Source organism: Limimaricola sp. AA108-03, from assembly GCF_050847355.1.
In the GTDB taxonomy this organism is placed as follows: Bacteria; Pseudomonadota; Alphaproteobacteria; order Rhodobacterales; family Rhodobacteraceae; genus Limimaricola.
Genome location: NZ_CP193761.1, coordinates 27501 through 41948 on the forward strand (window position 1 = coordinate 27501; position 14448 = coordinate 41948).

Annotated in this window: 3 protein-coding genes, 1 tRNA gene, 2 rRNA genes and 1 pseudogene; 4 read left to right on the forward strand and 3 right to left on the reverse strand. The window is 62.4% G+C overall.

All coding sequences use genetic code 11. The features are described 5' to 3' along the window. Positions 1-11: 11 nt before the first annotated feature. The 4 genes from ACRAQ3_RS20290 (at position 12) to ACRAQ3_RS20305 (ending at position 4516) form a co-directional block, all read left to right on the forward strand. Positions 12-2844, forward strand: a 23S ribosomal RNA gene (locus ACRAQ3_RS20290). 187 nt (positions 2845-3031) lie between these two features. After that, positions 3032-3146 (forward strand): 5S ribosomal RNA (gene rrf / locus ACRAQ3_RS20295). 93 nt (positions 3147-3239) lie between these two features. Next, positions 3240-3316, forward strand: a tRNA-Met gene (locus tag ACRAQ3_RS20300). Positions 3317-3416: 100 nt separating this feature from the next. Beyond that, positions 3417-4516, forward strand: a protein-coding gene (locus ACRAQ3_RS20305; protein ID WP_432257151.1) for an IS3 family transposase whose coding sequence is annotated in 2 segments (ribosomal slippage) — positions 3417-3666 and positions 3666-4516 — 1101 coding nt in all. Because the reading frame shifts where the segments join, the coding sequence is not laid out codon by codon here. A 76-nt stretch (positions 4517-4592) separates the two neighbouring features. Here the strand turns inward: ACRAQ3_RS20305 and ACRAQ3_RS20310 are convergent. From ACRAQ3_RS20310 to ACRAQ3_RS20320, 3 genes and pseudogenes are all read right to left on the reverse strand, one after another. Then, on the reverse strand, positions 4593-10478 hold the full coding sequence (locus tag ACRAQ3_RS20310; protein WP_432257152.1) for a hypothetical protein: 5886 nt from the start codon (positions 10476-10478) through the stop codon (positions 4593-4595). Positions 10479-11102: 624 nt separating this feature from the next. Continuing rightward, a pseudogene (locus ACRAQ3_RS20315) lies at positions 11103-11789 on the reverse strand (response regulator transcription factor); the annotation flags it as partial. A 482-nt stretch (positions 11790-12271) separates the two neighbouring features. Continuing rightward, complete coding sequence (locus ACRAQ3_RS20320; protein WP_432257153.1) at positions 12272-14362, reverse strand: hypothetical protein; 2091 nt, start codon at positions 14360-14362, stop codon at positions 12272-12274. Between the last annotated feature and the right edge of the window lie 86 nt (positions 14363-14448).

A 14448-nucleotide genomic window follows, 5' to 3' on the forward strand; every position in this document is an offset into this window, starting at 1 on the left:
TTTCTGGATCGGATCAAGCGCGAAAAGGGCGTTTGGTGGATGCCTAGGCAGTAAGAGGCGATGAAGGACGTGATACTCTGCGATAAGCCATGGGGAGCCGAGAATAGGCCTTGATCCATGGATTTCCGAATGGGGCAACCCACCTGAAACTTCGTTATTGTTGCTCGCAAGAGCACTCAATAGCGTCGTTAACCAGGTACTTTTGACCTGAATATATAGGGTTAAAAGAGCAAACCCGGGGAACTGAAACATCTAAGTACCCGGAGGAAAGGACATCAACAGAGACTCCGCTAGTAGTGGCGAGCGAACGCGGACCAGCCGAGCCTTGAATGTGACCAGAACGAGTTGGAAAACTCGGCCATAGCGGGTGACAGCCCCGTATGGGAAGCATGACGGGACGTATCAAGTAGGGCGGGACACGTGTAATCCTGTCTGAAGATCGGGGGACCACCCTCGAAGGCTAAGTACTCCTTACTGACCGATAGCGAACCAGTACCGTGAGGGAAAGGTGAAAAGCACCCCGACGAGGGGAGTGAAACAGTACCTGAAACCGAACGCCTACAATCAGTCGGAGCCTCCTTGCGAGGTGACGGCGTACCTTTTGTATAATGGGTCATCGACTTGGTCTCACGAGCAAGCTTAAGCCGGTAGGTGTAGGCGCAGCGAAAGCGAGTCTTAATAGGGCGCATGAGTTCGTGGGATCAGACCCGAAACCGAGTGATCTAGGCATGTCCAGGATGAAGGTGCGGTAACACGCACTGGAGGTCCGAACCCACACCTGTTGAAAAAGGTCGGGATGAGGTGTGCCTAGGGGTGAAAGGCCAATCAAACTCGGAGATAGCTGGTTCTCTGCGAAATCTATTTAGGTAGAGCGTCATCCGAATACCCCGGGGGGTAGAGCACTGGATGGGTAATGGGGCCCCACAGGCTTACTGATCCTAACCAAACTCCGAATACCCGGGAGTACTAGATGGCAGACACACGGCGGGTGCTAACGTCCGTCGTGGAGAGGGAAACAACCCTGACCTACAGCTAAGGCCCCCAATTCATGGCTAAGTGGGAAAGCAGGTGGGACGACCAAAACAACCAGGAGGTTGGCTTAGAAGCAGCCATCCTTTAAAGATAGCGTAACAGCTCACTGGTCTAAACAAGTTGTCCTGCGGCGAAGATGTAACGGGGCTCAAGCCATGAGCCGAAGCTTAGGATGCACATAGTGCATGGTAGCAGAGCGTGTGTGTGACATAATCCCATGTCTCCTTACCGACTCGGGTCGGCTTGGAGACGCGGGTTTTCTGTGAAGCCGGCGTGAGCCATCGTGGAGGTGGAGAGATCACAGCGAGAATGATGACATGAGTAGCGACAAACAGGGTGAGAGACCCTGTCGCCGAAAGTCCAAGGGTTCCTGCTTAAAGTTAATCTGAGCAGGGTAAGCCGACCCCTAAGGCGAGGCCGAAAGGCGTAGTCGATGGGAACCAGGTTAATATTCCTGGGCCAGATGGAAGTGACGGATTGCGAAGGTTGTTCGATCTTATCGGATTGATCGGGCCGCTTAGCAGTCCCTGGAAATAGCTCCATCATGAGATCGTACCCGAAACCGACACAGGTGGACTGGTAGAGAATACCAAGGCGCTTGAGAGAACGATGTTGAAGGAACTCGGCAAAATACCTCCGTAAGTTCGCGAGAAGGAGGCCCGGTTGTCACGCAAGTGGTGGCCGGGGGCACAAACCAGGGGGTGGCGACTGTTTACTAAAAACACAGGGCTCTGCGAAGTCGCAAGACGACGTATAGGGTCTGACGCCTGCCCGGTGCCGGAAGGTTAAAAGGAGAGGTGCAAGCCTTGAATTGAAGCCCCGGTAAACGGCGGCCGTAACTATAACGGTCCTAAGGTAGCGAAATTCCTTGTCGGGTAAGTTCCGACCTGCACGAATGGCGTAACGACTTCCCCGCTGTCTCCAACATCGACTCAGCGAAATTGAATTGCCGGTCAAGATGCCGGCTTCCCGCGGTTAGACGGAAAGACCCCATGCACCTTTACTACAGCTTCACACTGGCATCAGGATTGCGATGTGCAGGATAGGTGGTAGGCAATGAAGCGGGAACGCCAGTTCCCGTGGAGCCTCCCTTGAGATACCACCCTTCGCACTCTTGATGTCTAACCGCGGACCGTGATCCGGTTCCGGGACCCTGTGTGGCGGGTAGTTTGACTGGGGCGGTCGCCTCCCAAACAGTAACGGAGGCGCGCGAAGGTTGGCTCAGAGCGGTCGGAAATCGCTCGTCGAGTGCAATGGCATAAGCCAGCCTGACTGCAAGACTGACAAGTCGAGCAGAGTCGAAAGACGGCCATAGTGATCCGGTGGTCCCGAGTGGAAGGGCCATCGCTCAACGGATAAAAGGTACGCTGGGGATAACAGGCTGATACTGCCCAAGAGTCCATATCGACGGCAGTGTTTGGCACCTCGATGTCGGCTCATCTCATCCTGGGGCTGGAGCAGGTCCCAAGGGTATGGCTGTTCGCCATTTAAAGAGGTACGTGAGCTGGGTTTAGAACGTCGTGAGACAGTTCGGTCCCTATCTTCCGTGGGTGTAGGATACTTGAGAGGAGTTGCCCCTAGTACGAGAGGACCGGGGTGAACGATCCACTGGTGGACCTGTTGTCGTGCCAACGGCAGTGCAGGGTAGCTATGATCGGACAGGATAACCGCTGAAGGCATCTAAGCGGGAAGCCCCCCTCAAAACAAGGTATCCCCGAGGACCGTGGTAGACCACCACGTCGATAGGTCGGAGATGTAAGCGCAGCAATGCGTTCAGTTGACCGATACTAATGGTCCGATAGGCTTGATCCGATCCAGAAACAGCAAGGCTGGATCCGAAACCATACGCACCAAAACGGTGTACGACGACCTGGAACACCGCTCCCCGCAAGGGCAGGGCGGCTGATATGGTGACCTCCCATCGGAGCACGCGACAGGCCGCACCGGCCTCAAGCAGCCCTCCGGGCGGTAGGCCACCAACAAGATGTTCTTTCCTCGGTCTGGTGGCCATAGCACGAGCAAAACACCCGATCCCATTCCGAACTCGGCCGTTAAGTGCCGTCGCGCTGATGGTACTGCGTCTCAAGACGTGGGAGAGTAAGTCACCGCCAGACCTAGTAAAGAACATCACATTCTCTCTGGACGATCTCGAAAAGCACCATTCGGCCGCAAGCAGCCCTCCCGGGGCGACAGGCCAGACAAAATGGCGCGGGATGGAGCAGCCCGGTAGCTCGTCAGGCTCATAACCTGAAGGTCGCAGGTTCAAATCCTGCTCCCGCAACCAAATCCACTAGTATTGGTCTACTCCCATTTTAACCGGGGTGACCTGAGACCCTGTTCCTCCTCCAGTTTGGAGTAGAGTCCGTCCAACTCAGGAGACGGACATGAAGCGATCGCGTTTCACGGAAGAACAGATCATCGGAATGCTGAAGGAGCAGGAGGCCGGGCTATCGACGGCCGAGGTATGCCGCAAGCACGGCGTCAGCCAAGCCACTTTCTACAAATACAAGGCGCGCTTCGGCGGGCTGGAGGTGTCGGACGCGCGTCGGCTGCGGGCCCTCGAAGATGAGAACGCCAAGCTCAAGAAACTGCTGGCCGAGCAGATGCTCGACAACGCCATCCTGCGGGATGTCGCGGCAAAAAAATGGTAGCGCCCGGCGTCAGGCGGGAAGCGGTGGCTCATGCCTGTGCATCGCACGGGGTGAGCCAGCGCCGGGCGTGCCAGGCACTGGCGGTGGATCGATCGAGCGTGCGCTACCGGAGCATTCGGCCCGACGACGCCGAAGCGCGCATGGCCATGAAGGCGGTGGCTTCGGAGCGACGGCGGTTCGGCTACCGGCGCATCCATGTGATGCTGGAGCGGCAGGGGATCGTGATGAACCTCAAGAAGCTGCGGCGGCTGTATCGCGAGGAGAAGCTTCAGGTGCGCCGTCGTGGCGGCCGCAAGCGGGCCTTGGGCACGAGGCGTCCCTTGCTCGTGCCGGATGCTGCGAACCAGCGCTGGAGCCTTGATTTCGTCAGCGATGCGCTGACGGATGGCCGCCGGTTTCGGATACTCGCCGTGGTCGACGACTTCACTCGCGAATGCTTGGCGCTGGTCGCGGACACCTCGTTGTCGGGGCTACGGGTGGCTCGGGAGCTCGATGCGCTCATCGCCCGGCGCGGCCAGCCACAGACCATCGTCAGCGACAACGGGACCGAGTTCACCTCCATGGCCATCCTGACCTGGAGCCAGCGCACGGCGGTTGGCTGGCATTACATCGCGCCCGGCAAGCCGATGCAGAACGGCTTCGTCGAGAGCTTCAACGGGCGGCTCCGGGACGAGCTGCTCAACGAGGTGCTATTTTCGACGCTCGGCGATGCCCGACGTCAGATCCAGGCATGGCAGCTCGATTACAACCTGCACCGCCCCCATTCAGCCCTGGGCAACATCCCACCTGCCGAATTTGCCATGAAAACAACACTGGAACAGCAGGCCGCATAGCCTCAGAAATCACCCACGGATTCTCCGTCAAACCGGAGGAAAGACGGGTCTCAGGTCAGGGGGCGTATGCATGGGCTCACATCGTGAGCGTGCTTCCGTCGTCGAGCACGAGGACCAGCTCGGGCGCGTCGCCGTTGTTGAAGCTGCTCGCCACCCGGCTGCCGCTGCCCGCGACGATGAAGGCCAGGGCCGCGTTCGAGGCCCCGTCGGCGCCGATCACCGTTTCGATCAGTTCGCTGATGTCGGGCGTCCGGTAGGTTCCCCCGGCGGTCCACTGCTCGACATTCGACCAGGCGAACTCGTCGACGATGACGCGCGATTGCGGTGGCGCGCTGGAGGAGAAGGTGGCGGCGCTTTCGCTGCCCTCGATGCCGATGGTGAAACTCGCGGCGCCCGAGGACGTCCCGAATGCGGTGAATTGCAGGTAGACATCGGTGATGATCGCCGTCTGCGGGATGTCGATCCCGTCGAAGCGCATCCCCACGGCCTGTGCCCGGCTGCCGTTCAGGCCGAACTCGAGGACACTGCTGCTGCCGCCGCCGAACTGCTCCCAATCGTCGGAGGAAGCGCCGATCGGCGTGACAATCGTCCCGAAGGTGCTGCCGGCACCGCCGCTCACCGGCCCGCCCTGGTTGGTGAGGTAGATCGGCTTGGTGATCGGGCTGATCGGCGCGTTGCCGTTGGCCGGGTCGACCACCGCGGCGACGAAGCCGATCGGGGACACGTCGTCGCCCGGGAAGGTGCCGTCGGCCTTGTTGTTGGCCGGGCTGTCGTCGTAGTCGAACCGGTGCGACAGATCCGCGATGCCGCTGCTGTTCAGCTTCACCACGACGTGCTGGTTGTCGAAGGTGTTGTTGGCCTTGAAGGCGTAGGCGTCGAGCCGGTTTTCGACCAGCGCCGGGATGTCGCCCGCGCCCTGCACCGGGTTGAAGCCCTTGGTCAGCGTCACCATCACCGTGTCGCCCGGGGTGCCGGACACGATCACCGAGGGCTGGCTGCCGCCATAGGTGCCGGTGCCGCCCGCCCCGACGCCGTTGACGCTCAGCGTCGGCGCCGCCGCGCCGGCGCCGCTCTGCGTGGCGATGGCGTGGCTGCCCGAGGCGCTGCCGTCGGAGCCCAGCTGGCCCGAGGCGGTGGTGCCGTCGTCGAACAGCACCGTGAAGGTCGAGCCGATCAGCTCGTGCCCCGAGATGCCGCCGACGTCCCAGCCGTCGACGGCCAGGGCGTCCAGCGAGCTCTTGGTCAGCCCGGCGATCGAGTTCGGGTCCATGTCGCCCGAGAAGCCGACGGTCTCGTTCTTGCCGAAGCCGCCGCTGACAGTCGGGTCGAACTTGACCATCGCACCCTTGTAGCCGCCATTGGAGGGCTTGCCGGTGCCGGTGGTGTTGGGCAGCGGGTCGGGCCCGGGCAGGAAGTAGCCGCCGGTGCCGCCGCCGATATAGGCGCCGGTGTTGCCCGCTGCGTTGACCGCCCAGGGCTTGGTCGCGCTGTCACCGCCGGCGCCGTCGGGGTCGAAGACGCTGTCGGGGTAGAGCGCGCTGGAGACGTCGATGAAGATCGCCGAGATCTTCTTGTCGCCGGTGTTGGTCACCTTGAAGCTGTTCAGGCCGAAATTCGACGCCTCGATGTTGGCGTTGCCGAGCATGATGCCGAGCTTGGCCGCACCGACGGTCCCGGCCGCGTAGCTCTGCGAGGTATCGAGATCACCCTGCGCCGCGAAGGCCTCGAGCGCGTTGGTCGGCTGTGGCGGCGGGGCAGTCACGTCGTCTTCGGTGACCATGCCGCTGGCCTTGGCGGTGCCGAGCGTCGCCGCCACGCCGGTTCCGCTGGCCCCGGCCAGGGTGAGCGCCACCGTTTCGGTGCCGTTGGCCAGGTCGTCATTGGCGACCGGCACGACCAGCGTGCCGACCCCATTGACGAAGTTGACGCTCTGGCTCTGGTTCGTCGCCGTCCCGGTGTCGTAGGCCACCTGCAGGGTGCCGGTGAAGCCGGTGTCGTCCAGGCTCAAGCCGAAGGCGAGATCGGTGGTCCCGGTGTCACCGGTCTCGACCAGCGTCGGCGCGTCGGCGATCGAGAGAACGATGGCAATGACGTCGTCTTCGGTGACCACGCCGCTGGCCTTGGCGGTGCCGAGCGTCGCCGCCACGCCGGTTCCGGTGGCCCCGGTCAGGGTGACCGCCACCGTTTCGGTGCCGTTGGCCAGGTCGTCATTGGCGACCGGCACGACCAGCGTGCCGAGCCCACCGGCGAAGTTGACGCTCTGGCTCTGGTTCGTCGCCGTCCCGGTGTCGTAGGCCACCTGCAGGGTGCCGGTGAAGCCGGTGTCGTCCAGGCCCAAGCCGAAGGCGAGATCGGTGGTCCCGGTGTCACCGGTCTCGACCAGCGTCGGCGCGTCGGCGATCGAGAGAACGATGGCAATGACGTCGTCCTCGGTGACCATGCCGCTGGCGGTCGCGGTGCCGAGCGTGACCGCCACGCCGGTGCCGGTGGCGCCGGCCAGGGTGAGCGCCACCGTTTCGGTGCCGTTGGCCAGGTCGTCATTGGCGACCGGCACGACCAGCGTGCCGACCCCATTGACGAAGCTGACGCCCTGGCTCTGGCTCGTCGCCGTGCCAGTGTTGTAGCTCACCTGCAGAGTGCCGGTGAAGCCGGTGTCGTCCAGGCTCAGCCCGAAGGCGAGATCGGTGGTCCCGGTGTCACCGGTCTCGACCAGCGTCGGCGCGTCGGCGATCGAGAGGACGACGGCAGTGACATCGTCCTCGATGACCATGCCTTTAGCCGTGGTGGTGCCAAGCGTCGCCGCCACGCCGGTGCCGGTGGCGCCGGTCAGGGTGACCGCCACCGTTTCGGTGCCGTTGGCCAGGTCGTCATTGGCGACCGGCACGACCAGCGTGCCGAGCCCACCGGCGAAGTTGACGCTCTGGCTCTGGTTCGTCGCCGTCCCGGTGTCGTAGGCCACCTGCAGGGTGCCGGTGAAGCCGGTGTCGTCCAGGCCCAAGCCGAAGGCGAGATCGGTGGTCCCGGTGTCACCGGTCTCGACCAGCGTCGGCGCGTCGGCGATCGAGAGAACGATGGCAATGACGTCGTCCTCGGTGACCATGCCGCTGGCGGTCGCGGTGCCGAGCGTGACCGCCACGCCGGTGCCGGTGGCGCCGGCCAGGGTGAGCGCCACCGTTTCGGTGCCGTTGGCCAGGTCGTCATTGGCGACCGGCACGACCAGCGTGCCGACCCCATTGACGAAGCTGACGCCCTGGCTCTGGCTCGTCGCCGTGCCAGTGTTGTAGCTCACCTGCAGAGTGCCGGTGAAGCCGGTGTCGTCCAGGCTCAGCCCGAAGGCGAGATCGGTGGTCCCGGTGTCACCGGTCTCGACCAGCGTCGGCGCGTCGGCGATCGAGAGGACGACGGCAGTGACATCGTCCTCGATGACCATGCCTTTAGCCGTGGTGGTGCCAAGCGTCGCCGCCACGCCGGTGCCGGTGGCGCCGGTCAGGGTGACCGCCACCGTCTCGGTGCCGTTGACGAGGTCGTCATTGGCCACCGGCACGGTCAGCGTGCCGAGCCCATCGACGAAGCTGACGCTCTGGGTCTGGTTCGTCGCCGTGCCAGCCTTGTAGCTCACCTGCAGAGTGCCGGTGTAGCGGGTGTCGTCCAGGCTCAGCCCGAAGGCGAGGTCGGTGGTCCCGATGTCGCCGGTCTCGATGAGCGTCGGGGCATCGGCGATCGAGAGAACGACGCCGGCAGGGGGCGCCGTGACGTCGTCCTCGGTGACCATTCCGCTGGCCGTGGCGATGCCGAGCGTCACCGTCCGGCTGGTGCCGCTGGCCCCGGTCAGGGTGACCGCCACCGTTTCGGGGCCGTTGGCCAGGTCGTCATTGGCGACCGGCACGACCAGCGTGCCGATCCCGCCGGTGAAGCTGACGCTCTGGCCCTGGTTCGTCGCCGTCCCGGTGTCGAAGCTCACCTGCAGAGTGCCGGTGTAGCGGGTGTCGCTCAGGATCAGGCCGAAGGCAAGGTCGGTGGTCCCGGTGTCGCCGGTCTCGATGAGCGTCGGGGCATCGGCGATCGAGAGAACGACGCCGGCAGGGGGCGCCGTGACGTCGTCCTCGGTGACCATTCCGCTGGCCGTGGCGATGCCGAGCGTCACCGTCCGGCTGGTGCCGCTGGCCCCGGTCAGGGTGACCGCCACCGTTTCGGGGCCGTTGGCCAGGTCGTCATTGGCGACTGGCACGACCAGCGTGCCGATCCCGCCGGTGAAGCTGACGCTCTGGCCCTGGTTCGTCGCCGTCCCGGTGTCGAAGCTCACCTGCAGAGTGCCGGTGTAGCGGGTGTCGCTCAGGATCAGGCCGAAGGCGAGGTCGGTGGTCCCGGTGTCGCCGGTCTCGGCCACCACCGGCGCATCCGCGATCGAAAGAACGATGGCGGTCACGTTGACCCAGTTGCCGCCTTCGCGGACATAGGTGGTGTCGTCGAACTCGAGCCGCTCCATGCCGCTCATCACGCTGCGGTCAGCATCGATGGTGACAATCACCTTCTTGCCGAAGGACATGTCGTAATCGCCGACATCACCGTCGAAGACGACCGTATCGCGGCCCCTACCACCGAACATCTTGTCGTTGCCGGGGCCGAAGATGAAGACGTCCGAACCACGGCGGCCCTTGAGCACGTCGTCCCCCTCGCCGCCGATCAACAGGTTACCGGCCTTGGAGCCCAGGAGCTTGTCGTTTGCACCGGAGCCGATCACGCCTTCCATGCTCTTGAACTTGTCGCCGCGCGCCTCGCCGCCCTTTCCGACACCCTTTTGCAAGTTGACCAAGACGCCCTTCGCGGAGTCGCTGTAATCGAGCGTGTCGAAGCCCTTGCCGCCCACGAACTTGTCGGGGCCCTTGCCGCCGGCCATGATGTCATCGCCCTTGCGGCCGATGAGCGTGTCCTTGCCGGCAAACCCAAGGATCAGGTCGTTGGCCTTCGTGCCCTTGAGCTTCTCGCCGGCATTGCTGCCTTCTACTATGTTGGTCAGTGCCGACAGCCAGCCCTCGGTGACGTCCTGCACGGCGATCTCGAAGTCTTCGGTCACGTTCACACCGTTCGCCGTCGCGGTGACAGACAAGCTGATCTTGTAGGCCTCCTCGAAGTCGAGACTGGTCCTGGCCTTCAGCTTCAGCACGCCGTCCACCACCTGGAAGCGGTCATCCGAAACGGTGAACACATACCCGTCGTCCGCGTCCGGACCGATGGTCGACAGATCGCCCACCGTGGCGCCGGGCTCGTTCTCGGCCACCCTACTGGAGGACAGCGCGATATCGGTGACCTCATCCAGGATCTGGCTGATCTGGATCGCGTTGATCTTCGGGTTTCGGTTGTCGTGCAGGAAGGTGAGGTTCAGCTCATCATCCACGGCCGTGTAGACCAGCTCGCGCGTGACCACCGTGCCAAGGAAGGGCTGTTTCGTTGCATTCTTCGACGGCGTTGGCGGCAGTTCTTGCTCCAACGCCGCCGCCGCTTCGCCCAGCGGGTTCAGATCGGCGAATTCGGCGAAGACCGTGCCATCGACCGTCACGTCGAAGATTCGATTGTTCCCTGGGCGGAACGCGCCGGTCCGGTTCTCGACGTAGAACAACGTGATCTTGTAGGTCGCACCAGTATCGACGTCGAAGTTGTAGGTCAGCGGCGCGTCGTCGTTCGGCGGCGGCCTGATCTTGTCGAAGCGCTCATGGACGAAGAGCTGCCAGGGCGCGATCACCGCCATGTCGGGGTCGGTGAAGGTGACCTCATCCTCGGTGTCTGTCAGCTTGCCGGTGAACTCGTGCTCGACATCGCCGGTGACGGAAACCGGGCCACTGGCGTTTTCGAGTGCCAGGTCGCCGGTCCAGCCCGGGCCGGCGTCGATCGCGGCGACATCGCCGCCACCGGCGTTGATGCGATAGACAATGCTCTCGCTGGAGTTTGTGGGAGAAATAGCCAAGATACTGGCCTCTGGAATACGCGTTAAAAAGGAGAAGCGCGAAATCCGCATCTCGAACGGCATGGTTGCCGGAACATGACGCGATCAGATTCGGAAGATGGCCTACAGAATGCAATAGGCCATCAGTCGGAATCCGTTCTCCTACTCGACGCTGCGATCACATTTGCGGATCCGCTCCCCCTCACACCTGTATCTGAGACGTCGACAGCCTTGTCTGAACGTGAAAGCGCGCGGAGTTGCAGGCGCCATGGTAGCTCTACTCGCAGGCCCCATGATCGCGCCAAGGAGATAACTGGGTAACGGTATTCGACTACATTTGCCGCATTGCCCAAGCCCGCTCCACCTTCGAGAACGGCTTCGGACAGCAGGACGGCGGCGCCAATATTATACCGAAACGGATCGAGACCCGACTGTTTTGCCAGAGCCCATGCCTCGGTGGAGCGACATGGCGAGCCCGCCTGCGACGGTGGAGTTAACACCATGCTGTGATCAAGGCTCGCGAGGCCGGATCGGTCTGGGGGTCTGCTCCGCGCCCCGCGCGACCGCAAAAGGCTCGTTGGGTGTGTTCAGAGACCTGACAAGCTTCTGACCAGTCACCGGCTCGGGCAATGGCGTTTCATAGACGCTGTAGCGGTAGCCGCTTCCATAGACCGTCTTGATGGCTAAAAAGCCTTCATCCACCTCGCGCATCTTCTTGCGGATACGCTTGATATGCCCGTCGATGATGCGATCGCACGAGGTGGTGTCGCCTATCTCGTCCAGAAGCTGATTGCGCGACACGACGATGCCCGGCCTGTGGGCAATGGCTTGCAACAGCAGGAACTCCGTCGGACTGAGCGACACCTGTTCGCCCCTCCACGTGACCTCATGGCGCGACGCATCCATGGTGAGCGGGCCACGGACCATGACCGGGACCTCGGTTCCGTCCTCATGGCTCGCCGCAGCCCAGATCCTCTGTCGGCGTAGAAGGGCGCGGATGCGCTCGAGCAGCACGAGTTGAGAGCAGGGCTTTCTGAGGTAGTCATCCGCGCCCATGCGCAGGGCCCAGAGTTCATCGATCTCGCCCTCTTTGGAGGACATTAGGATCACAGGAAGGCTGCTTTCTTCGCGTAGCCGCTCAAGCAGCTCCATGCCGTTCATCTGTGGTAACTTGCAGTCCAGTACGGCCAAGTCCGGCAGGCGCATGCTGAAGGCATCGAGCGCTGCCTCTCCATCGCTGTAGCTTTCCACCTCCAAGCCTTCCGCCTTCAAGGCCTTGGAGGCCGAAGCGAGAAACGTCCTGTTGTTACCCACCAGAGCAATCTTTGACATGAAACCACCTGACGACTAGTAAAAACGCCCCTCGAATGTCGGGCCAACACCCCAGATGCGCTGGGTAATTTGCAGCTCAGGCAACGCTTCCGTCTTGTGGTGTTGTGCTGGCTGGCGCGGCGTCGGCCCTCCTTCTCATGGTTCAGAGCTGGCAGCGGCAAGAGCGCCGGCAGCAGAAGCCAGCCTCAGGGGTGGTGGTCTATGCGGTGCTATTCCGCGTCCTCAATTACCTTCTGGCAGAATGGGCGAAAGACGAGGTTTCCAAGCTCTGCTTCTCTAACGATTCCGCCACCGTGGCCCATGCCTTGCAAGCGGAATTTCCCTAAGAGATCGCAGGCTGAGCTATGCACGCCGTAGAAGCTTGAAAACTCTACATCGAAAGCTCCATCGGGCGCGGGATCATTCCTATCAAGGCCCGCGATTCCGCATGGGAATTGGCTGGCCAGACGCCTGTCATGGTGTCCGGCCAGCGATGGTTCATCCTAGCCGAGCTCGCCCCAGCTGCCCCCCTCGCGAACATATATGGCGTCATCGAACTCCAGCCGTTCCATGCCGATCAGCACGTCGCGATCCTCGCCGATGGTCACGATCACCCTCTTGCCGAACGTCACGCCGTAATTACCGAACGCGCCGTCGAAGATGACCGTGTCGCGACCTGTGCCGCCGACCAACTTGTCGCTGCCGAGGTCGAAGATGAAGGTGTCGTCCCCGCCATCGCCCAGCACTACGTCATTGCCGGCACCGCCATCGAGCACGTCATGATCCGCACCACCGAAGAGCTTGTCGCGACCGCCATCGCCCGACAGCGTGTCGCCGCCCTTGCCGCCCAGAAGCTTGTCGTTGCCCTTGCCGCCATGGAGTTCATCGCTTCCGGTGCCGATGCCGCCCATGAGCTTGTCGCGGCCGGCATTGCCCCACAGCGTATCGTGGCCCTTGCCGCCCAGCAGCGTGTCGCGGCCACCGCCGCCCATGAGCTCGTCCCGGCCCGCATCCCCGGCAAGGATGTTTGCTCCGCCATCACCGATCAGCGTGTCATTGTGCGTGCTGCCATGGACGTTCTCGATCTTTACGAAGCGATCGCCCTCGGCTTCCCCGCCCGTGCCGGTTCCCTCCGCCAGGTTCACCGTGACGGCTTCATCCGAGTGGATGTAATCGGCCCAGTCGACGCCACCACGGCCATTGAGGATGTCGGCGCCATCACCGCCGATGAGCACGTTGCCGATCTTGCTGCCCAGAAGCTTGTCATCCGCAGCGGAGCCGATCGCGCCCTCGAAGCTCTTGAAAGTGTCGCCATCTTCATCGCCGCTCTTCGAGACGCCCTTCTTCAGGTTCACGGTGACGGCCTGCGCGAAAGAGCTGTAGTCGAGCGTATCGAAGCCCTTGCGACCGAAGAGCATGTCGGCATCCGCGCCGCCAGCGACGATGTCGTCGCCCTTGCGGCCGAGCACCATGTCCTCGCCGCCCAGACCGACGAGCAGGTCGTTGGCCTTCGTGCCCTTCAAGGTTTCGCCAGCATCGCTACCTTCCACCACATTGGTCACGGCCGAGAGGCGACCTTCGGCCACGTCTTGAACGGCGATCTCGAAATCACGGGTCAGGCCCAGTCCGGTTGAGTCCGTCGCAGTGACCGCGAGGGTGATGCTGTAGGCGTCCTCGAAATCGAGACTGGCCTTGCGCTTCAGCTTCAGCATGCCGCCGTCAGTCACCTTGAAGCGGTTGTCGGAGACGCTGAAACCATGCGTGTCGTCGGCATCCGGATCGGTGACGGTCAACCGGCCCACCTTGGCGCCGGTCGCGTTCTCGGCCAACAGGCCGAAGGAGGAGAGGGCGATATCGCTTGGGCCATTCAGGATCTGGCTGATCTGGATCGCGTTGATCTTGGCATTCTGGTTGTCCTTGATGAAGGCCAGGTTCAGCTCGTCATCCACGGCGGTGTAGACCAACTCGCGTGTCAGGACCGTGCCCAGGAAGGGCTGCTTCTCCGGCGGGTTCGAGGTTTTCGGAGGTAGCTCTTGCCCCAGCGCCGCCGCCGCCTCGCCCAAGGGGTTGAGATCGGAGAACTCGTCAAAGGCCACACCGTCCACCGTCACGTCGAAGATGCGGTCCTTGGCCGGAATGTCGAAGGCCCCGGTCCAGTTCTCGACATAGAGCAGCGTGATCTTGTAATGCGCACCGGCCTCGACCTCGAAATTGTAGGTCAGCGGCTCTTCCTCATCCGCCGTCGACGGCCGGCTTCTGTCAAAGCGCTCATGAACGAAAAGCTGCCAAGGCGCGTAGCCCGCCACCTCCGGGTCGATGTAATCGACCTCGTTTTCTGAGTCGGTGAGCTTGCTCATGAACTCGTTGTCGACATCACCGGTGACGGAGACCGGCCCCGGGCCGTTCTCAAGCGCCAGATCGCCGGTCCAGACCAGGCCGCCATCGATCGCGGCCACATCGGTGCTGCCGGCATTGACCCGGTAAATGATGTTTTCGGTGAAGTCGGGAGGATTGGAGTGAATAGCCAAAACAATGACCTCTGGGTTACACGTTAAAAAAACCGAGAGACGCAAAACCCGCGCCTCAGACGGCACGTCATGGGCTGTTGGACACGAAACGACAAAGCGGGAATGATCAACCAGAAATGGTAAAAACAATCATTCGCAATTCTGGTCCTATT